Source organism: Chromohalobacter nigrandesensis (assembly GCF_023061285.1).
GTDB classification, from domain to species: Bacteria; Pseudomonadota; Gammaproteobacteria; order Pseudomonadales; family Halomonadaceae; genus Chromohalobacter; species Chromohalobacter nigrandesensis.
The window spans coordinates 63070-85409 of record NZ_JAKGAM010000002.1; the positions used below are offsets into that span (position 1 = coordinate 63070).

The following is a 22340-nucleotide window of genomic DNA, read 5'->3' on the forward strand; positions in this document are numbered from 1 at the left end:
GTGTTGCACTCAGAACCTGCATCCGCCCCACCTTCAACTTCAAGAAGAATCGGTGACTGCCCCCCATTAAACCACGCATCTGCGAATCGGAAAGTCGGCAACTCATTTGTTTGGCTACTCATTGCGCCCTGCCCTCCCCGCTGGCGGCTTCAGAATCAACAATGTAAACTCTCGCCCCATTTCCTTATCCTCCGGCAGCGGCATGCTGAGCGTCTTAAGGTCGCGAGGGCACCGAGCAAACCGTCAGGGGCCTTCTTAGGGAGCAGGCCGTGCATGGCCCAGTCGCGTTCATTGATCCGAATCTGGGCCATGACTGGTTCGCCGCTCTTGGATCAGCTACTAGTAGCTGTGACTTGACTCAATTGCAGTCGCCCGCGGCGCTCCTGCACCTTATCCTTATCCATCAAACTACCGATGAGAGCCTCGAGACGCTGGCGAATCAGTCCAGTCAACCGCTTGAAGCCCAACTGATTGATGGCAGCACTCATGGCGTCCTCTGGTCCAACCGAGACACCATCGTGAAGCGTCTGCAGAATCGCATTTTCTAGCTCTACCTCTGGTACCAACTCGAACTTGCGCTGACTTGAAGGCAACACGCTCCAGTCACGCAGCGCCAGCACCTCTCGGTTCATGACATCGAGAATGTCCTCATCCTGATTCAGTGTCCCCTTCTTCACCAAGGACCGACACTCAGCATCCACGCGACGCTGGATCCTGGCGCCGGCACGCTGAACCCCGGTCGCTTCGGTCAGCCTGACCAGCAGCATCTTTCTGTGGATCGGCCCCTCGCCCTCGACCACGGCCAGGATGGCCTTTTGCAAGCGGCTCGCGGGGATCTCGTCGAACTGGCTATCTGCACTGGATAAGCCAATCCGCGTCGTGTCGACGGGAGCGTATGCCGGTATGCCTGGATTTAGGTCAGTTTCGGCTTCCCGCGCTATGCCGCTAGAGACTTCCGCCTCGGTCGCTTCTTCAATTTGAGGCTCGTCATCCCGCATCGTCGTGATGTCCTCGGCTGCCGCCTTGGCACGCGCTTCCAGGTCCTTCTGGTGACGACTGGCGGCCTCCAAAGCCTCCTTCAAGCGTTCCGTCTCGGCAGCCGCATTACGGAACCACTCAGTGCTCCAGATACGATGGAAGCGCCACCCCAGCCCTTCAAGAACGGATTGACGCAGGCGATCTCGGTCACGCGCGATGGTACTGCTGTGATAGCTGGCACCGTCGCACTCCACAGCCAGCAGGAACCGACTGGGAGCCTCGGGATCGCGTACCGCCAGATCGATAAAGAAGCCCTGACTACCGACCTGCGGTTGGACCTCGTAGCCCAGGTCCTGAATGGCACGCATCACTGCCCACTCGAAAGGTGAGTCGGGCTCCCTCTCGTTGATTTCGTAAGTAGGCAGCTCTCCCGTCTCGGCATACTTGAGGAAAGCCTGCAGGGCACGAACCCCGAACGGGGATGACTCAGTGGCCTTCAACTCATCAGCCTGGAAGTTGGCGAAGACGTCCATGGCCAGCCGAGCGCGAGAAATCAGCACGTTCAGGCGTCGCTCGCCCCCGGTCTTGTTGATCGGGCCGAAATTCTGTCCGAGACGACCTGCCGACGTGCGTCCATATCCGACACTGATGAAGATCACATCGCGCTCATCGCCCTGAACGTTTTCCAGGTTCTTGATGAAGAACTCATCCCCTCCGTCATGATGGCGGAAGAAGTTTTCGAGCTCATCATGCTCTCGGCGTAGACGCTCCACCTCCAGCAAAATGGCTTCTCGCTGGGCGGTACTGAAGGCCACCACCCCGAGCGACAGCTGGGGAGTTGCTTGCGCATGCTGGATGACCGCCTCGGCAACAGCACGAGCCTCGCCCGCATTAGTACGCGAGCCACCGCGGTCGTAGTGGGTCTCAGGCAGGTGACGGAAACGCAGCCCTCTGGCCTCTGGATGGACACCGGGGCTGGGGAAGATCAGCAGCTGATTATCGTAGAACTGATCGTTCGAGACGGCGATCAGGGAGTGATGGCGACTACGGTAGTGCCAGCGCAACATGCGCTCGGGCATGCCGCGGGCCTTCATCATGCCGAGGATGCTTTCCACGTCAGCCGTGGCGCTTTCATCGGCCTCCTCGTCACTGAGCTCGACGGACTGGCCGAAGAAGTTGGTGGGCGGCATCTGCTTGCTGTCGCCCACCACCACGACCTGGCGCCCCCGAAGAATGGCCCCCAAGGCCTCGGGGGCCGGAATCTGACTCGCCTCGTCGAAGATCACGAGGTCAAAATCCAAGTTCCCCTGAGCGAGATAGCCTGCCACCGACATCGGGCTCATCATGAACACCGGCTTGGCCTGCTGGATAACGGTCCCCGCCTCACGCAGCAGCTTTCGAATGGGCAAGTGGCGTTGTTTCTTTGTGAACTCCTTGCGCAGGACCTCCATCTCTCCCGGAGCATGCTTAGACGGAAGGTTGGCATACAGGCGCTCGACCAGTGACTCCTGGGCATATCGGAAACTGGCCTCATCCAACTGATTGAATTCTTGAATGAGGCGCTCGTGAGTCAATCGATCAAAGCGAGCCAGACGCGGGCGCTTCACATAGGCATGATCCACCAGACCGCCGAAATAGCTCAGTTCGAGCCATCTGCTAAGAGCGCGCGGAGCATGAGACCAGTTGGCCAATGTCTCTGTCAGATGTCCAAGGCCCGATGTCTCAAGATCTTCACTTAGCTGGTTAAAGCGAACCACTGCATACAACTGAGCACTGTCTTGCCAGCCGGAGAGCCGCTGATGCCAGGTGACCAGATCAACTTGTGACACTTCACCCTGCCACTGGACCTGGTGGCAAAGCTCCTGCAGCAACCCTTGGATGCGCTCTGACTGTGCTTGCAGTGCTTCTACTTGGTCAGCATGTTCCCGCAGATCGGGGTTACCATCCAAGAAGTCGGCCAGCCCCGGCGGCAACTCTCCCTTACCGATCGCATCATATAAATCAACGATCCACTCGGCGAGCTGCGCCAGCACCAACCAATCGCTCTCTTCGCCCTGCCACTGAGCTCCGAAAAGGGTTTGGCAAGTGGGCGACACACGCTCCAGTGTCTTACGATGCTGCTGGGCTTCCAACAACTCATCAACCCACCCTAACCAGTCTACCGGCCTGCCTGACAGTTGGCCGCGAGCATAGCCTCTCAAGGTGGCCGTGGCCCGACGATACTCACCGGAGAAAAAACGCCACCACTTGTCTGCCCGCCCAGCGAGACCGGTGCGAACCGGCAGCAAATCGACGTCATACACTGCCTCGATGAAGCGTGGTTGCATGGCGTCGCGAGTACGGGACAGCGCCTGACCGGCGGTAATGGCTTGATGCACCTCGTCACGCCGGGCTTGCCACTGCTCGGTGTTCACTTTCACTCCGGCCAAATGCGGCGCATTGAGCGCACGCTGGCCGGCTCGCTGCAAGATGGCAATGTCGTCGAAGTCTTGAGGAACCGGCAACTGCATCGCCTTGGCCAAGATAACGGCATTGTCAGTCAATTCCGTCAGTTGGTCGGAGGCCCGTTGAACCAGCTTGCGAAGCTCCAGCTCCTCATTGGGCGACAAGGCCTGGCGCTGCGAGTAACGGTAGGGGTTCTCGGAGGGTGGCCCGTACTCAGCCAAATAATCACCCATGGCATCCATGGTACGCTGGCCTCGCGATAGCTCTTGTGGCCCCCATTCGCTCAGATACTGGAAGTCGATCCGGGATAGGGCTTGCAAGCGGTTATCACTTTGCAGCTCCAGCATACGTCCCAGAGCCGTCACATAATCGGTCTTGGAATTAAGAATGGGTACCCGAATCTCTTCCACATAGCTGTCCAGCGACTCGCGAACCTCGGTGAGGCGCTGATACTCGTGGGTGCGATCCGGCACCTTGGGGCGCCCGTTATCGAACACCCGACGAAGCGAATCAAGGACCGCCTTCTTGTTACTCTTGTGGCTGTGCAGTTCCAGCGCGGCATCACCGAGATGGCACTCGTCCAAACGTGATTTGACAACGTCCAGAGCCGCCATTTTCTGGGCAACGAACAAGACCTTCTTGCCACGAGCCAATGCCTCTCCGATGAGGTTGCTGATGGTCTGTGATTTGCCAGTTCCAGGGGGGCCCTGCACTACCAGACTAGCGCCTTCCATCACCGCGAGAATGGCCTCGAGCTGGCTAGAGTCGGCATCCTTGACCAGGTGAAGCGCCTCAGGCGTCTTGAGCAGGTCATGGCCTGAAGAGGCCTCAAGGCGCTCGGCATCCTCGCGATACCCTGATTCAAACAGTTTTTCGAGTTGAGGATGCTCCAAGAGCGCATGAGATTCCGGCCAGTTGGCTGGGTCGAGATCCGTGTACATCTGAAACTTGCCGAACGAGAAGAGCCCCAGACGAATTTGGTCAACATGGACCTTCCAACGGGGACGGTCGGCGACCATCTGCTGGACGTGCCCGAAATAGTCTACCAACGACGTCTCTTCGTCGAATTCGGGAAGCGTCAAGCGAAAGTCCTGTTTCAGCCTGGCGGCTAATGCCAGGTTGCCCCCCATCTCGGCATTGGTGAACGACAAAGTGAAGCCGGCGCGAGCGGACTCGCGTTGAAGTTCTACGGGCACCAAGATCAGCGGTGCATAACGCGCTGTATGAGCGTTCTCATCCTCGTACCATTCCAGGAACCCCATTGCTAGATACAGCACCTCAATACCCTGCTCCTGAAGTAGGGTATGAGCTTCGTTTTCCAGCTTCACTAGCCGTGTGTCCAGCTCTCGAGCCGGGAGGCGCGTCTGTAGATAGAGATCACTGAATCGGTCTTCGCCCTGTTCCTGCTCAAGATAAGCCTCGAGAGGCGGTAGCGGCTCCTGCTCCTCGTCTTGCTCTACATTCTGCTCGTCATCTGAGTCAGGTTCTTCCTTCTCGTAGGCCTCCGGCAGCGGCAGGAATCGCATGGCCTTTTTTTCCTCGACCAGAATATTAGCGACCTCAGTTGACCGCTCATCCACGATGTCGAGAAAGCGTTTGTTGCTGGGCACATGCAGCAGCGGGTTGCCCCGCAAGCCCATGTCGAGGAGCTCATGGCGAGCCAGCTCTAGTTTTTGCTGAAGTGATGACTTGTCCATGTGGCGCGCTCCCTGCGTGAGTCACGTATTGGAAAATTCATAGATTATTGTCGTGGGAGTTCGACTTCATCGGCGATTATCGCCCCTTACTGCTGTACTTCTCGTCCGCCCTTCCCGCCAATAGCTTGAGAATCAACAGCGCAAACTGCCTGCCCGCCTCCTCATTCTCCAGCAGCGGCATGCTGAGCTTTTCTTGATCGCTCATGCTACCGAGTACGGCGTCGGTGACTTTCTTCCCCAGCGAGGCGTTGCTTCTCAAGATCATGGGCTTGCCGGCGCCCACCTTGCTGACACCGATGATATTGTCTTCTTCAAGCAGCTAGCTCATACAGGCACTAGACGACTGCCTCTTGAGCGTGATGCCCAGGCCCAATGCGTTTCGGTGCCTTTTCACGTAATCTAACGTAAAAAGTGTTACCCAATCTATAAGACGCAGCAGGGAAGCCGCTATGGCCAAGCAAGCTTTCAGCGAACGGGATATCTGTACCAAGTTCATCACTCCAGCCGTCCAGCAGGCGGGGTGGAATCTTCATACCCAAGTTCGCGAAGAGTACCCGGTCAGTGACGGCCGCATCATCGTGCGGGGCCGCATGCACCACCGCGCTCATCCGCGCCGGGCGGACTACGTGCTGTGTTTTCAGAAGAACCAGCCCATCGCCGTTATCGAGGCCAAGGATGCCAGCCACAGCCTGGCCCATGGCATGCAACAGGCGCAGGCCTACTCGGAAAAGCTCGATGTGCCTTTTGCCATCAGCTCCAATGGCAGCGGCTTTCTGTTCAGCGATCCGCATCGGCTGGTGTTCGATCAGGCCGAGACTGAGCTGGCGCTTGATCAACTACCGGGACCGGATACCCTCTGGCACGGGTATCGCCGCTGGAAAGGCTTGAATGAAGAGACTCGACCGGTCATCGAGCAGCCCTTCTTCAATGACGGCAGCGGCCGTGCGCCCCGTTACTACCAGGCAGTGGCCATCAATCGCACGGTCGAGGCCATCGCCAAAGGGCAGAATCGCCTGCTGCTGGTAATGGCCACTGGCACCGGTAAGACCTACACCGCTTTCCAACTGATCTGGCGGCTATGGAAGGCCGGTCGCAAGCAGCGCATCCTGTTCCTGGCTGACCGCAACGTGCTGGTGGACCAAACCAAGAGAGGCGACTTCAAGCCCTTTGGCCAGGCGATGACCAAGATCACCAAGCGCCAGATCGAGAAATCACACGAGATCTACCTCTCGCTGTACCAAGCCGTTACCGGCAGCGAAGAAGAACAGAACATCTACAAGCAGTTCTCGCCGGACTTCTTCGATCTGGTCGTGATTGACGAGTGCCACCGTGGCAGTGCCGCCGAAGACTCCGCCTGGCGCGCCATTCTGGACTATTTCAGCGGCGCTACCCATATCGGGCTGACCGCGACGCCCAAGGAAACCACCGAGGTTTCCAACATCCACTACTTCGGCGAGCCCATCTACACCTACTCGCTCAAGCAGGGCATCGACGATGGCTATCTGGCGCCCTACAAGGTGATTCGGGTCGACCTGGACCGCGACCTGCAAGGCTGGCGCCCCAGCGATGGTCAAACCGATATCCACGGCGAGCTTATCGAGGATCGCATCTACAACCTGCGCGACTTCGACCGCAACCTGGTACTGACCCAGCGCACCGAGCTGGTCGCGCGTACCCTCACCGATTATCTGGCCCAGACCGACCCGATGCAGAAGACCATTGTGTTCTGCGAGAACATCGATCATGCCGAGCGGATGCGCCAGGCGCTGGTCAACCTCAACCCGAAGCAGGTCGCGAAGAACCGCAAGTACGTAATGCGCATTACTGGGGACGAGCTCGAGGGTAAGGCCGAGCTGGACCATTTCACCGATCCCGAGGAGCCCTACCCTGTCATCGCGGTAACCAGCAAGCTGATGACCACCGGTGTTGATGCCAAGACCTGCAAGCTGATAGTGCTCGACCAGCGCATCCAGTCGATGACCGAGTTTAAACAGATCATCGGGCGCGGCACCCGTATCGACGCCGAACACGACAAGTTCTGGTTCACCATTCTCGACTTCCGCAAGGCAACGGAACTGTTCGCCGACCCCGCCTTCGATGGCGACCCCGAGCAGGTCTACGTGCCCAGCGACGGCGACCCGCTGCTGCCCGATGATAATGCTCCAGAAGACGATGGCGAAGATGACGAAGCCCCAGATGAAGGCGGCGATTCACCAGACGGCGATTCAACGTCAGATCCTTATGATCCGCCACTGGGTGATGGCGACGACGGCACGGACGGCCTTGGCGAGCCTCCAAGTAAATATGTGGTCAATGATGTCAGCGTGGCCGTCATTGGGCGTCGTGTGCAGTACCTGGGACCGGACGGCAAGCTGATCACCGAAGAGCTGACCGACTACACCCGCAAGACGGTACGCGCTCACTACGCCACCCTGAACGACTTCCTGCGCCGCTGGGAAACCAGCGAACGCAAGCAGGCCGTGCTGGATGAGCTGGCAGAGCAAGGCGTGTTCTGGGAAGAGCTGACCAGTGAGGTCGAGAAGACGCTTGGTGATACGCCGGATCCCTTCGATGCCATCGTGCATATCGTCTACGGCCAGCCCGCGTTGACTCGCCGCCAGCGCGCGGCCAAAGCTCGCCAGTCGGATTACTTCGCGCGCTATGAGGGCCAGGCGCGCGCCGTGCTGGATGCCCTGCTCGACAAATACGCCGATAGCGGCGTAGCCACCATCGAAGATACCAAGGTGCTACAGGTGACGCCGCTGGACCGGCTTGGCACCACAGTGGAGTTGACCCAGGCCTTCGGCGGCAAAGCAGGCTATCACGAGGCCGTGCGGGAGCTCGAAGAAACACTCTACGCCGATGCCGCTACAGCCGTCTGACCGGGCTAGGTACAATACGTCGCATTCTGCGCGCCAGCGGCTCCGCTGGCGCGCTTCTGGTTATTGAAACGGGATTCCCATGAGCATCAGCAGTACCATCAAGAGCATTCAAGACATCATGCGCAAGGACGTCGGTGTCGACGGCGATGCCCAGCGCATCGGCCAGCTGGTCTGGATGCTGTTTCTGAAGATCTACGATGACCGCGAACAGGAGTGGGAGGTGCTCTACGACGACTACGTGAGCCCCATTCCCGAGCATTTACGCTGGAGTAATTGGGCCGCCAATCCGGAGGGCATCACCGGCGAGGCGCTGAAGGACTTTATCGACAACACCCTCTTCCCCGGTTTGCAGCAATTGGATGCCGGCAGCGATGCCCGCGCAGCTGTGATACGCAGCGTGTTCGAGGATGCCTACAACTACATGAAGTCCGGCCACCTGCTGCGCCAGGTGATCAACCGCATCCAGGACGGCATCGACTTCAATGCCTCCCAGCAGCGCCATGCCTTCGGCGACATGTACGAGCAGATCCTCAAGGACCTGCAGAGCGCCGGCAACGCCGGGGAGTTCTATACCCCGCGCGCGGTGACGGAGTTCATGGTCAATCGCGTCGACCCCAAGCTTGCCGAGAGCGTCATGGATCCCGCCTGTGGCACCGGCGGCTTTCTCACCTGTGCCATCGAGCACAAGCGCAAGCACTACGTGCAGACACCCGCCGACGAGCAGGCGCTGCAATACAGCCTCTACGGTTGGGAGAAGAAGCCGCTGCCTCACTTGTTGGCTACCACCAACATGATCCTGCACGGCATCGAGGTACCCAGCCAGATTCGTCACGACAATACCCTGAACCGCTCCTACCAGGCCTGGGGACCGAGCGAACGGGTCAATGTCATCGTTGCCAATCCACCGTTCGGCGGCACCGAGGAAGACGGCATCGAGAGCAACTTCCCGGCGGAATTCCGCACCCGCGAGACCGCCGACCTGTTCATGACGCTATTCATCCGCCTGCTGAAACCCGGCGGCCGTGCCGCCGTGGTGCTGCCGGACGGCTTTCTGTTCGGCGAAGGCATGAAAACCCGGCTCAAGGAAAAGCTGCTGAACGAGTGCAACCTGCACACCATCGTTCGCCTGCCCAACGGCGTGTTCAACCCCTATACCGGCATCAAGACCAATCTGCTGTTCTTCACCAAGGGCCAGCCGACCAAACAAGTGTGGTACTACGAGCACCCCTACCCCGAGGGCTACAAGAACTACAGCAAGACCAAGCCCATGCGCGTCGAGGAGTTCGCGACTGAGATCGACTGGTGGGGCGACGAAGCCGACGGCTTCACCAGCCGCCAGGAAACCGAGCAGGCCTGGAAGGTCGGCATCGACGAGATCAAGGCGCGTAACTACAACCTGGATATCAAGAACCCTTGGCAAGACGAAGAAGTCAGCCATGACCCGGATGAGTTGCTTGAGCAGTACGCCCAACAGCAGGCGGAAATCCAGGAACTACGCGACCAGCTCAAGACCATCCTCGGCACCGCCCTCACCCGCGACACGGAAGGTCAGGCATGAGTGCACATAAGCTGATCACCGACCACCTCGACCTCTGGACCGGCGCCGTTACCCACAAGAGCGGCACCGGGCGTGGCGCATCGGGTAAGAACGGAAAAATCGAACTGACCGGCATCAAGAAACTGCGCGAGCTGATTCTGGAGCTCGCCGTACGCGGCAAGCTTGTCGAGCAGGACCCGAACGATGAACCTGCTAGCGTGCTGTTGGAGCGCATCGCCGAGGAAAAGGCGCGGCTGGTCAAGGAAGGCAAGATCAAGAAGCCGAAAGAGTTGCCGGAGATTGCCGAGGATGAGAAGCCGTTTGGGCTGCCTTATGGCTGGCAATGGACCTGTCTTGGCAATATAAGCCAAATTAACCCAAGAAACGATGCTGAAGATAACTTACAAGCAACCTTTGTTCCCATGCCCCTGATATCGACTTCATATTATGGAGAGCATGGTCAGGAGCCTCGTCCATGGAGTGAGATAAAGAAAGGCTATACCCACTTTGCTGATGGCGACATTGCCATTGCGAAAATCACTCCCTGCTTTGAGAACAGCAAGGCTGCTGTTTTTCGCAACTTGGAAAATGGTATCGGTGCTGGCACTACAGAACTCCATATTGCTCGTCCCTATGGGGCCACACTAAACCCCCTCTATGTGCTTCTCTGCCTGAAATCGCCTCGCTTCCTAAGCAACGGCGAAAAGAAAATGACTGGTTCCGCCGGGCAGAAGCGTGTCCCCAAAGACTACTTTGCGGGAGAACCACTTCCTTTTCCACCTTTGGCAGAACAACACCGCATCGTCGCTAAAGTCGATGAGCTGATGGCCCTCTGCGACCGGCTGGAGCAGCAAGTCGGCGACCAGTTGGAAGCCCATGAAGTCCTGGTCGACACCCTCCTCAACGCCCTGACTCGCTCCACGGATGCTCCCGAGCTAGGCGAGAACTGGGCCCGCGTGGCCGAGCATTTCGATGCCCTCTTCACCACCGAAGCCAGCATCGACAAGCTCAAGCAGACTGTCTTGCAGCTGGCGGTGATGGGACGGCTGGTGCCGCAAAATCCTAATGACGAGCCGGCCAGTGTGCTACTAGAAAGAATCGTCGAAGAGAGGGAGCGGCTGGTCAAGCAAGGAGAGATCAAGAAGCCGAAAAAACTTCCACCGATTTATGAGTCAGAAAAACCTCACGAACTTCCTAACAGTTGGCAGTGGACTTACTTTCAATCCACGGGATATACCCGGCTTGGCAAGATGCTTGATAAAGCAAAAAACCAAGGAGAACACAAGAAATACCTAAGAAACACCAATGTAAAGTGGTGGAAATTTGACTTATCTGATATAAAAACCCTCCTCCTAGAAGAACATGAGCTTAGCGAATACTCGGTAAAAAATGGAGACCTTTTAATCTGCGAAGGTGGGGAGCCAGGACGCTGCGCAGTCTGGGAAAACGCTGAACAAGAGATTTACATTCAAAAGGCCATTCATCGACACAGAACTTTTGGAGGAGTAAGCCCACACTTCCTAAAAATATGCCTCACTGTTTCTGCAACAAATGGCCAGCTCAGTAAGCTCTTCACTGGAGCGACTATCAAGCACTTACCTGGCGACAAGCTAGCAAGGTATATTTGCCCTTTCCCCCCACCTTATGAACAACACCGCATCGTCGAAAAAGTCGACAAGCTGATGACCCTCTGCGACCAGCTAAAATCGCGCCTGAGCGAGTCCGGCAAGACCCGGTCCCAGCTGGCCGAGACAATCATGGAACAGGCAGTGTCCTGATGGCTTACGACAAACCTTGGCTCAGTTACCTTGAACAGCTACAGCAGCTGAAAGATCGAGGCCTGACAATAACCGATGAGCAGAGGGCTCTGGCTCACTTGCAGCGGATCGGCTACTACCGCCTGAGCGGTTATTGGTATGCTTTTCGCCAGCGCTCGGGGGCATGTTCCCCGTTGAGCAAGAGTGGCATCCCCATGCTAAAGAAAGGTAAGACAGATCACCTGATGCTCGATACCTTCAAGCCAGGTGCCGCCTTTCAACAAGCTGTGGATCTATATGTGTTCGATAAGCGGCTTCGCCTCCTGGCATTGGACGCACTAGAGCGCATCGAGGTCGGGCTGCGAGTGGATATTGCGCATACGCTGGGGCGGCTGGACCCTTACGCCTATTTGAACCCTTCCCTGCTACACGATGAATTCGCCCAAAAAATCGATCAGAAAACCGGACTGACGCAGCTGCATAAATGGCAGGAAAACCAGGCGAGGCTGATCAACCGCTCGAAGGAGACCTTCATCGAGCATCACAAGAAGAAATATGGCTTGCCCGTACCGATCTGGATTGCTAGCGAGATTTGGGATTTCGGAACGCTATCGCATCTGTTTGGTGGCATGCGCGAGCGCGAGCAGGACGCCATCGCCGCTCGATACGGAATCAGCAACGGTCGTGTCTTCGCTTCCTGGCTGCGCAGCCTTAATTATCTGCGCAACGTTTGTGCACATCACAGCCGTCTCTGGAACCGGAACATGGCCGACCAGCCTCGAAAACCCGCGCTGGGAGAAGTACCGCTTTTCGAGCACGCCTGGCAGGACTCGCATGTCCAGGCGCGCCCGTTTCTACTGTTCTGCATCGTTCAGCATTTGCTGATGACGACAAACCCTACCTCTACTTGGTGGCAGCGTCTAAGCGAGCTATTGGTTAGCTTTCCAGACCTGACGCCGACCGGGCTTAACTTGAAGGGAATGGGCATCATTGATGGCTGGCATGATTGGAAATGGAAAGAACGGCAATAAAAAACCCCTAAGCAGCGCTACTGCCGAGCAGTCGCACCGATAGGGGCCGTGTTGAAGCGTATCTTAGTTGCTACCTTCTACGCGTGCAAAGGGTTTTATATAGCCAATTAGAATAAGTGAGCTAACATGGCGATCGAGCAAGGAATCTGGAAGCTGGCAGGCAGTACAGGTGAGCAGCCGCAGAAGCTGCGGCCCATGGGACTCGCCGACGAGGGGCAGCTGGAAGAGCAGATCATGCAGGATGTCTCGATCCTAAACCGGGATTGGCTGCTGATCGGGCGGCAGGTACGCACCGGCTTCGACAAGCTGATCGACCTGCTGGCCATCGACGCCAATGGCACGATGATCATCATCGAGCTCAAGCGCGACAAGACGCCCCGCGATGTGGTGGCCCAGGCCATCGACTATGCCTCTTGGGTGGTCACCCTGGCCGACTATCAGTTGATCGAAATCTATCAGACCTTCGCCGAGCGCTATCAGCGCCCTCACACGACGCTCGAGGACGCCTTCGAAGCCAAGTTCGGCATTCCCCTGGATGGCGTCACGCTCAACGAGAACCATCAGTTAGTGGTCGTAGCGACTCAGCTCGACGCCAGCAGCGAACGGATCATTAACTACCTCAACGAGTACGCCCAGCTCTCTATAAACGCCATGTTCTTCGCCTCTTTTGAAGATCAGGGCAACCGCTATCTGAGTCGAGCCTGGATGATCGACCCGGACGAACCACCCCAGCCGGCCGCCCACAAGACACGCAAGGAGCCCTGGAACGGCGAGTTTTACGCCTCTTTTGGTGATAATCGCCCTTGGGAGCTGGCACGCCACTATGGCTTTATCGCCGGCCGCGGCGCAGCATGGTATTCGAAGACACTTGCCATGCTATCCCAAGGTGATCGCGTCTGGGTCAATATTCCCAAGACGGGCTACGTCGGCGTTGGTGTCGTGATCGGCGAACGTTGCCGCGCCGATCAGTTCATGGTGCAGACAGATCAAGGCAGTGCACGACTTCAGGACATCACGACGGCCAACGATTATCCGCATCTTTACCGAGCTATCGATGCCGATGACGAGGAAGCTGCGGAATACCTCGTACCGGTTCGCTGGATCGCTTCTTTCCCGGCGTCCCAGGCGTTCAGCGAAGTCGGCCTGTTCGGCAATCAAAACACGGTCTGCAAGCCCACGGCTCCCAAATGGGATCATACCGTGGCGCGATTGAAGCAGGCCTGGAAAATCGACGAGTCGTGGTGAGTCTCAACGCGTGCATCCAAGTTTCTTGGTACGTATGAATATTTATTCTACTGAGATATGATTGCACGCTCTAAGAAGCATATCCTATATAGTGCACCTATGCTGACCAAGACAGGCAAAAGTATCAAACATATTAATTATCCGGCCACCTCGTTCTTATCGGGCATGCAAACACCAAAAAACCTAGGCACTGTGTTAACCCGACACCATCAATCTTGCCAAAAACCTGACAAAAGATAAAGCTCACCAACATTAAAATCTTTACTTTTTAACCTGACCTCAAGAAAACGGACACCACCATGACCCCTCTAATTTACATAGACACATCAATCTATATACTCAAGCTTTCCTCAATCCCCTTACTCCTTCTCGGAATATATTACATAAGGGATAGGCTATTTCTTGGAAGGCGTCTATCATTAAAAAAACAAAGCCACCAAACCCTTATTAAGCGTCTTTGCGACATAATATCTAAGAAATATATAGATCAACACGACAGCTTATCCATACAAAATGAAACACAACTTCTATTCCGAAAATATATTTGCCCATTCTGCCTTACTACAGTTGCCAACAGCCCCGCCTTTTTCTTAAACTCCAAACGACTTGCAAAAACAATGGGGGAAGTTAAGTACGATCACTACACAGGTAAAATAGAACCTAGAAACCCTAACTACATCTCCAAAAACAAAGTGGCCTTCTTTATCATAACAGCTGCTATAACTTACTTACTTCCAACCATTGAAAATATTTTATCTGATCTTGGATATAGTCTCATAAGAAAAGACCAAAAACCACTAAGAGTCGCTTTTTATATTGCATGCATCATGTCTTCAAGTGCCTTAATGATACTGGTCTTTAGGCGCATGCGTGTCATTGACCTACTGAGAAACCAAAAACCAATACACATTTACCGCGCCATCTCAAAAGTTCAAAATAGCAAGCAATAAAAGCTTGGCACGCATATAACCGTTAATAAATTTCGATCAATTTCTCATAAAAAACAAGCACACCATGGTTACAACTTTTATCAACACGACCATACTCCTGCATCAAGCCAAGCCTAAGACTCCTAGCGGCTTACTTTATTTGGCTAGTACTACATTGTTTTTGAAAAAACTTATGGGAAAAGCTCTCACCCTAGAACAGCAGGCGCGACTGAACATCTGAGATGGCAACCGAACTTGGGGGCGCGCCCTTTCCGAGGTACCTTTATGCGCCGTGACACATGGCGCCCCTTCCCTTTACTGCCAGGACTGCATCGATGGACGACTCCCTGCTGGTCAGCCTCCGCCGCTATCGCCCCCGAGAAGGGCGCGATAGTCTCGAGGATTACCTCACCGAGATTTTCGCCTGGCTGCTGCGAAATTCCCGCGAGGTGGCCTACGCCTTTCTCGACACCGTCATGAGCCATGTGCCGGAAGCGGATCGCCTCGAGCTGCCCGATGCCGATCAGGACATCACCTGGGAGACACAAGCGCCCTATCCGGGAGCGCGGCTCGACATGCTCGCCCAGTGGCCGAGCAGGTGAACAAGTATCGCGAACTGGCGGCGTCGGAGTTTCCCGGCAAGTCCGCGCGGGTGATCGTGGTCTCCGCCAATACCGGTCAGCATCGGCCGGAAGCGCACGGCTGCCTGTGCTGGGAGGACGTGTACAAACTGCTCGAGGCACGCCACGAAACGCTGAGCGACCCGGCGGAGCACTTTCATATCGCCAGCTTCCTGGCCCTGTTACGGCACGAGGGGCTGCATCCGGCGGCGCCGATCAGCCATCAGGCGGTGGCGTTCTACCCGGTGGCGTGGCGTTTTCCAGAGCAACTGGCGGATGCTCTGACACCGCTGGCGTACGAGGAATGGCCGCTCGCGGAGCGCTATGAAGGACGCAGCCCCAAGACGCGCTGGGGCCGGCTGGGGTTCGAGCTGATCCCCGCCGGTGGGCCCCTTCACTGGATGCCGGGGCTGTTCGTGGGGGTGATTCTCGACGGGCGCGACCACCTGGTGCAGAACCGGCATACCGACCGGGTGATGCTGAACGTCATTCTCGACTTCTCGGTCAAGCTGCACGACATCTACCCGCAACTACCGAGCTATCGGCGACTCGTGCAACAGCTTCGCGAGCGGACGCCTCACCGGGGCTGGCACTTCTACGATCACCTCGAGGAACGCCCGGCCAATCGCCATCATCCTCTGTACCTGGAGACACCCCTGCTCGACGTGCTGCGCGGGACGACCACCATGGAAGAACAGCGCGACGCGATTCGCGGCGCCGTCTGTGATGCGATCGAGCTGCTGCAGCACGATCACGCCCTGAAGGCGCTGACCGATGAAGTCCGGCACGAAGCAACCTTGTTGACCGAAGCCTGACGTCAATGACGAGGGAGCACCCCGGCGTTTAAGGTCTTGGCGCTGAGCGATGCTCCCACGGGTTGAGTATGTCGATGCCAAGCGACTCGAAATCCTTCACGTTGCGTGTAGCCAGCGTCGCGTGATGCTGTCGACAGATCGCGGCGATTTGAGCGTCAGCGGTATGCACCACCCTGCCTGCACGCTCACTGATTGCTACTTGTTCTGCGTAGTGCACCGCCGCGACCTCATCGAACGGCAGAACGCGGCCTGCAAAATCTTCCTCGAACATTGCTGCTGCCATGGCGGCGAAACGGCGTTGGCGCTTGCCACTGGGCAAGCGCTCGATGCCATAGAGAATTTCCGCCACGGTAATAGCGGTAATAGTCACGGCACTTGCCTCCTGGCTATCCAACCAGTCGACGACGCACGCGTCCGGTTCGGGCCGCATAAGCTCGGATAGCACGTTGGTATCCAGGACGATCATGTGTCGAGGTCCGGAGCGCGAGGCTTATCAGACCTGGCTGGCATCTCCAGCTCGACACCTCCCGCTGTTGCAAAGCGCTCTCGTATACGACTGCCTAGTCCCCCTTTTTGAGGTTGACTCAAGGCGCCGCGGAGAATAATACGCACCTCCTCTTCCATGGAATGGCCATGCTTGGCCGCTTCCATACGAAGCTGAGCCTTTATCTGCTCGTCCAAATTGCGAATCGTGATCGATGCCATACGAGCCTCTCTATTCGATCTCAATGCAATCAATGATAGCACTAAACCATCAAAAGTACCTATAACGGTCTATGCACGAAGAGAGGCACGACCACTCACCCTATCAGGACTTCGCCATTCAGGCGTTATCGGCATCCGCACTGCGTGCTCTTACCAGCCAGAAGCCCACCGCGCCGGCGATTACCAGCATGACGCCGCATCCCGTCGCCAGTAGGTAGGCGCCGGTCACCACGCTATCGGCCACGCCGAAACGTCCAGCCAGCGCCGCCAGTGAGCCGGCGTACTGCCACCATAGAAAGGCCCCTACCGCGACGCCGGTCAGCATGGTCGCCACGGCCACCCGTCGGCTGACCGCCGCCCAACTGCGCTCGTTCTCCACCGGACTGCGATGCAGGAAGGCATGGTACTCACTCTCTGCCTGGCTGACGCGGGTCAGCTTGGAGGCGACCACGATCGCCACCAGCGCCACTAGAGTGCTCAGTAACACCGGGTGGAGATATACCGGCAGCGAGACCCACTCGGCTTGCTCCATCAGCGACAGGATCAAGTTGCCGACGAAGCCAACCCCCAGGCCCCAGCCGGCACCGGCGGCGGTAATCCGACGGCTCCAGATGCTCATCAGCGCCACCGGCCCCCAGGAGGAAGCGAACAGCGTGGCGGCGAACCACACCACCGCCATCACCGCCGGCGGCTGGAAGAGCGCCAGCAGCAGCGCCACCAGCCCGGCCACCAGCACGCCGATACGGCTCGCTCGCATGGCGCCGCGCTCACCGCGCGAGGCGGGCAGGATGTCATGAGCGAGGCTGAAGCCGATGATCGACAGAAAGGTCGAGCATGAGGAGAGCCCGGCAGCAAACACCCCGGTGAGGATAATCACACCGAGCCAGCTCGGCAGCACGTTGAGCGCTGCCCACACCATGGCACGCTCGCCGTCGAGCGTCGGGTCATAGAGGTTGATCGCCGCGCCGGTCATCATCATCAGCGCGTAGAAGATCGCCAGTACCACGGCGGTAAGCATCGCTGAGCGCATCACGACATGTTCGTTGCGCGCCATCAGATAGCGGCTCGCCTGCCAGGGGCTGGCTGCCAGCACCGTGGCCCATACCAGCCCCAGCGTCAGCCCCCAGATGAGCGCCTCGCCAGGCAAGGAGAAGGTCGCTCCCTCGCCTTCGATCACGCCATGCCACAGCGCGATATCGGGCTTGTCGGACTGCGCCAGCAAGCCCTCGATCACCCCCGACCAGCCGCCGAGATCGCTGATTATATAGAGCGAGCCACCCACCGCGGCGACAGCGAAAATCACAAACATCACGGTATCGGTCAGCACCACGCCCTGGGAGCCGGAATACAGAATGAAGCCCGTGTAGGTGAGCCACACCAGCACCAACCCGACCCAGTAGGGCAACCCGGTCAATTCCTCGAACATGATGCCGGCACCCTGCATCACGCCCAGCAGGTAGGCACCCAGGCCAAATACGGTGGTTAGCCCGGCGATCATCTGCACGCGCTTCGAAGCGAAGCGCTTGCCGAAGAACTCCGGCACTGTCAGCGCCTCGCTACGACGCAGGTAGCGACCGAACACCAGCGCGCCGAGTAGACAGCCCGAGGTGCTGATAGCGGCAAAGATCAGCATGACAAAGGGATAGCCATCGTAGGCGAAACCGGTCTCGCCCAGAAAGGCACTGGTACTCAGGTAGCTGGCGACCAAGGTGCCGAGGATCATCAGCGTGGGAGCGTTACGCCCAGCGACCAAGTAGTCGTCGAGATCCTTGACCCGGCGGCCGGCCAGGTTGCCGATAATGAAGTAGCCGATGAGGCTCAGCACGATGGCAGCGGTATAGACCATGGCGAATCACACTTGTTGTTGAAATTCGCAGCCATGGTAAGTACCTACATACGGATCATTGTCTTCTCTGCGACATCCAACTCAATCAACGCGACTCGCCCTTCTTTCCGCGTCATCACCGGCCATGGAAAGGCTCTTTCATACCTATCCCATCACAGCTATCAATGGCGATTTCCGCAGCGTCGGGATCACTGACACGCTTGGGGCCTCATCATTTCCGAAATACCTTTACGCGCCCCACGAGCCGTTACCCGTGGCCACCTTCACGTTACTCTCAGATTATATTGACGGTCAGCATGCGCTGCGGTTTGAGATGAAACGCCGGCGGCGGCACCGATCCGAAGCTGGCGGCCCATGATCAGACCGCTCAGCGGATGCCTGTTAGCCAGGGCGCTAAGGCCAAGCGAACACAGAAAACCGACGATGCCGAGTAGCAGGGTGTAGCCGATCAATCCGAAGTCCAATTTTTGACTGATGACCTCGAAGATACCGAAAAATATCGGATGAGACAGGTAGATGCCGAATGAGTGCCGGTTGATCATCCTCACGAATGCGGGCGCCCCTCGTCCCTTGAACAGTCGCATCGTTACGCCGATGAACAGCAGGAAAAGAGGCATGACCCAAGCTTCTTTCGAGGAAAGTTCGATATCGGTCATGAGGACCACGCCGATCATCACCATGAAAGAGACGGCCAGCAACGCTGCTTGTCCTCGCAGACCCAACCCACTATTTAATCTATCGTAATAGTATTGGTGAGCAACACGAATGGCGAAAAAGAAGATATATAACCAACCAATGGGAATCACCCAGAGCAGATACCCCGGCAATGTAATATCCAGAGCCGTTGCACTCCCCCAATAAAGCATACTTATCAGCGTGCCGACCATCACACCGGCGGTCACGTTGAGATAACGCCCCAGATCATAGCGGATATAACACCAGTAGAAAGCATAGAATTGGATGGCGATCAGCAGAAAGTAGCCGTGCCAGTCACAGTAGATCAAATAATTGACGAATAGTTGACCATAGCCCGAATCCAGAGGATGCCCCTCTGCGAGAAAGTACTCGGACCCAGAATAGATAATCGCATACGTAATATACGGTATCAGTAGGTACTTGATCCGTTGGCTGAGAAAGCCTGCGGGGATGGTCTTACCGTAGCGTATCGTGAACAGGAAAATGGAAATGAAGATGAACGTCGGCGTTCCCAGTACAGTGGATAAACGCGTCAGGTCGAGATAGACATTATCGGCATACTGGTTGACCCGATCAAGCAGGTGGTAGAGGAAAACGGCAAGGCAGCCATAGAACCGCAGCCAATAGATTTCGAAGATTTGTTTCATACCACCTAGGCGCCTTTACATCGCTTCATCTCATCGGGATTGCTCGAGTGCGTCGGGTTTCGCATCACGGCATGCCACCGCCGCCATTGAGACAAGGATATCGGCAAAAGATTCCAGGACTTACCGGTTGCAGCGATGTTCTGACTCCAGGGAGGGCATACGCACCATCAATGGTTAGCAAGCAGCACGAGGCGGCCTTGTTGGCCAAGGCATGAACCCCATAACATGGGAGAGTCGACCGGCACCTACGATCTTGGCGCCGGGCGACACTCCCACGGGTTGAGCATATCGATGCCACGCGACTCGAAGTCCTTCACAAAGCACCTGCTCGAAAGAGGGTATGATTAAGGTATTGCGTGAAATGACCACCATGGGAGGAGCAGCGCGAGGCGATTCGCCGCGCCATTTTGAGGCGATCGGGTTGCTACAACACGACAACGCCCTGAAGACGCTCACTCAAGGGGTCAGGCACCAAGCAGCCTTATTGACCGAGACTCGAAGCCGATAGCGAGGAAGCGTATGTCGATGATCGTGAATCTACACACTTGGAGGAAATCAGTCCAGTGCCGGGGCGCCGGGCGACTGGCGATCAACCTGATCAGGGGCATCGTCACCAACCAGCACAGGCTTATCGCCCTGCCAAATAACAGCATAGTGGCCCAAGCGCTGCTTGCGCTCCAAGGTCTCCGAAACAGCAGCACGGAGGCTATCCAACATTTCCTGAGTATCAGGTGTGAGCTGAGTCATGATTGTGCCCCCTGATGGAAATCATGATTGAGATTCTATGGCGGGAGATAGTGGCTAGTGGCAGCCTTTGAGTGTCGCGCTAGATGTGAGGGAGGGGTATTGGAAATGGTGGGCCCAGGCGGACTCGAACCGCCGACCAAAGGATTATGAGTCCTCTGCTCTAACCAACTGAGCTATAGGCCCCGACGCAACGGGGCAGTATCATAGCGGATGCCGATAAACGAGACTAGGGGTGATTGGCTCCTGGAGTGTGATTCCATCCCATGGAGGGTGTGGCGATGTATCAAATGAAGCAAATGGCGCGTCGTGCTGCCTGGGTGGCGGCGTTGGGCATGGTCGCGCTGCCTTGCGTGGCGCAGGCGGATTGGCAGCTCGATCCGGAGAAATCACGCGTCGAGGCGACGATCACCGAGATCACCTCGTCTGGTGGGGAGGTGGCGCATCAGCACGCGCTGAAGCGCATGAACGGGCATATCGCCGCGGATGGAACGCTACGCTTGCCGGTGCGGCTCAACCAGACCGACATCCTCGATCAGTTGGGCGAGCTGCCACCGTGGATGGCGAGCCTGTCGGATACCGAGCTGACCACGGTGGTCACACAGCTCGATCCCCAAGTGCTCGATGACCTGCCCGTAGGTGAGTCCCGTACCGAGACGCTGATGCTCAGCGTGAAGGATGGCGATGCGTCGCAGCAGGAGCCGCTAAAGGTGCGCTTCACGCGTGACAGCGAACGCGAGATTCGTGTACGCAATGCCGAATCGGTGTCGCTGGATGGCCGTGCGATCATGCAGAACCAGACCGCGCGCACCGTGCTCGGGCTGCTCGGCTATCAGCAGATCGACGACGAGGTGCCGGTCGAGCTGGATGCCGTATTGGTGGACCGCTAAGCGATGCCCGCGGTATGCGATCTCCCCGCCGGTTGTCAGGGCTGGCAAACCCAGTGGCCTTGGCCGCGCCCGCTCGCTGGCGTCGCCTGGCGCGGGGTGGATTTCACGGCGCCCTCGGTGTGCGAAGCGGACTTTGCCACCCGAGGCATCGCATTACCGCCACAACTGGCCACGGCAATCGCCAAGCGCCGGGGCGAATTTCTGGCAGGGCGTCTATGCGCCCGCGAGGCCCTGCACGCCGCCACAGGATGTGGCGAAGTGCCGGGCATCGCGGCCGACCGTGCACCTTGCTGGCCCCAAGATACACTCGGAAGCATCACCCATAGCGACGGTTTCGCCGCCGCCCTGGCGGCGCCGCGTGGTGCCTGGCAAGGGCTGGGGCTTGATGCAGAAACGCTATTGAGCCCCGTGCGCACCGGACGCCTGGCGTCGGAGATTCTCACCCCGGAAGAACGTGCCTGGTGCGATGGCCTCGACAGTGACGCCCAGGCGCTGTTCACCACCCTGGCATTCTCCAGCAAGGAGAGCCTCTTCAAGGCGTTATATCCCTTGATCGGCGTGCGCTTCTACTTTCAGGATGCCGCGCTCGTCGAGTGGCGTCCTGCCACGGGGCATATCACGCTGCAATTGCGTCGCACCCTCTGCGACGGCTGGGCGGCGGGCGCGACGCTCGAGGGTCAGTACACCGAAACAGCCTCACGCCTGCTGAGTCTCGTGGCCATTCCTTCGAACTCAATCCGTTAATCACTGGGCAGCTCGTCGCATCTGGTTTCACTGCCACCTACCTCCCTTTCGTCCTCCCTACTGCTTCTCTTCCTTCTTGTTCCTGCTTCCAACCTTTTGGCTTTTCATATCATCAATAAATCTAAATAACAA

Annotated in this window: 16 protein-coding genes and 1 tRNA gene; 9 read left to right on the forward strand and 8 right to left on the reverse strand. The window is 57.3% G+C overall.

Annotated features, from left to right (window positions below; genetic code table 11):
• Positions 1-332 precede the first annotated feature (332 nt).
• A complete protein-coding gene (locus tag L1073_RS03870) occupies positions 333-5120 on the reverse strand; it encodes a DUF3320 domain-containing protein (RefSeq protein WP_246897015.1) in 4788 nt (1595 codons plus the stop codon).
• Positions 5121-5196: 76 nt separating this feature from the next.
• A complete protein-coding gene (locus tag L1073_RS03875; RefSeq protein WP_246897016.1) occupies positions 5197-5385 on the reverse strand; it encodes a hypothetical protein in 189 nt (62 codons plus the stop codon).
• A gap of 184 nt (positions 5386-5569) precedes the next feature.
• Between L1073_RS03875 and hsdR the strand changes: the two genes are divergently transcribed.
• The 7 genes from hsdR to L1073_RS03910 all read left to right on the forward strand — a co-directional run bounded on the left by hsdR (position 5570) and on the right by L1073_RS03910 (position 15936).
• Positions 5570-8002 carry an EcoAI/FtnUII family type I restriction enzme subunit R gene (gene hsdR, locus L1073_RS03880; RefSeq protein ID WP_246897017.1) on the forward strand — a complete coding sequence of 811 codons (2433 nt, stop codon included), beginning with the start codon at positions 5570-5572 and terminating at the stop codon, positions 8000-8002.
• A gap of 79 nt (positions 8003-8081) precedes the next feature.
• Positions 8082-9560: a type I restriction-modification system subunit M gene (locus L1073_RS03885; RefSeq protein ID WP_246897018.1), complete on the forward strand. Its 1479-nt coding sequence runs from the start codon at positions 8082-8084 to the stop codon at positions 9558-9560.
• Positions 9557-11317 carry a restriction endonuclease subunit S gene (locus tag L1073_RS03890; RefSeq protein ID WP_246897019.1) on the forward strand — a complete coding sequence of 587 codons (1761 nt, stop codon included), beginning with the start codon at positions 9557-9559 and terminating at the stop codon, positions 11315-11317. Before L1073_RS03885 ends, L1073_RS03890 begins: the two co-directional genes overlap by 4 nt.
• A complete protein-coding gene (locus L1073_RS03895; protein WP_246897020.1) occupies positions 11317-12327 on the forward strand; it encodes an Abi family protein in 1011 nt (336 codons plus the stop codon). Before L1073_RS03890 ends, L1073_RS03895 begins: the two co-directional genes overlap by 1 nt.
• A 126-nt stretch (positions 12328-12453) precedes the next feature.
• Positions 12454-13572, forward strand: a complete 1119-nt coding sequence (locus L1073_RS03900; protein ID WP_246897021.1) for a PDDEXK family nuclease — start codon at positions 12454-12456, stop codon at positions 13570-13572.
• Positions 13573-14836: 1264 nt separating this feature from the next.
• On the forward strand, positions 14837-15103 hold the full coding sequence (locus L1073_RS03905) for a hypothetical protein (protein ID WP_246897022.1): 267 nt from the start codon (positions 14837-14839) through the stop codon (positions 15101-15103).
• Entirely contained in the window at positions 15100-15936 is an 837-nt protein-coding gene (locus L1073_RS03910) for a hypothetical protein (RefSeq protein ID WP_246897023.1), read from the forward strand. The genes L1073_RS03905 and L1073_RS03910 overlap by 4 nt, the downstream gene beginning before the upstream one ends.
• Positions 15937-15964: 28 nt before the next feature.
• Here L1073_RS03910 and L1073_RS03915 read toward each other — a convergent pair whose 3' ends face one another.
• From L1073_RS03915 to L1073_RS03940, 6 genes are all read right to left on the reverse strand, one after another.
• Complete coding sequence (locus L1073_RS03915) at positions 15965-16402, reverse strand: type II toxin-antitoxin system VapC family toxin (RefSeq protein ID WP_246897024.1); 438 nt, start codon at positions 16400-16402, stop codon at positions 15965-15967.
• On the reverse strand, positions 16399-16641 hold the full coding sequence (locus tag L1073_RS03920; protein ID WP_246897025.1) for a FitA-like ribbon-helix-helix domain-containing protein: 243 nt from the start codon (positions 16639-16641) through the stop codon (positions 16399-16401). The genes L1073_RS03915 and L1073_RS03920 overlap by 4 nt, the downstream gene beginning before the upstream one ends.
• Before the next feature lie 118 nt (positions 16642-16759).
• A complete protein-coding gene (locus tag L1073_RS03925) occupies positions 16760-18487 on the reverse strand; it encodes a sodium:solute symporter family protein (protein WP_246897026.1) in 1728 nt (575 codons plus the stop codon).
• A 263-nt stretch (positions 18488-18750) separates the two neighbouring features.
• Entirely contained in the window at positions 18751-19830 is a 1080-nt protein-coding gene (locus L1073_RS03930; protein ID WP_246897027.1) for an acyltransferase family protein, read from the reverse strand.
• Positions 19831-20385: 555 nt separating this feature from the next.
• Entirely contained in the window at positions 20386-20577 is a 192-nt protein-coding gene (locus L1073_RS03935) for a hypothetical protein (protein ID WP_246897028.1), read from the reverse strand.
• Positions 20578-20683: 106 nt separating this feature from the next.
• Positions 20684-20760 (reverse strand) — tRNA-Ile (locus L1073_RS03940).
• A 95-nt stretch (positions 20761-20855) separates the two neighbouring features.
• On the opposite strand from L1073_RS03940, the gene L1073_RS03945 reads away from it, so the two are divergent.
• Complete coding sequence (locus L1073_RS03945) at positions 20856-21464, forward strand: hypothetical protein (RefSeq protein ID WP_246897029.1); 609 nt, start codon at positions 20856-20858, stop codon at positions 21462-21464.
• A gap of 3 nt (positions 21465-21467) precedes the next feature.
• Positions 21468-22208 (forward strand): 4'-phosphopantetheinyl transferase family protein, encoded by a 741-nt coding sequence (locus L1073_RS03950; RefSeq protein ID WP_246897030.1) that lies wholly within the window; start codon positions 21468-21470, stop codon positions 22206-22208.
• The last annotated feature ends 132 nt before the right edge of the window (positions 22209-22340 follow it).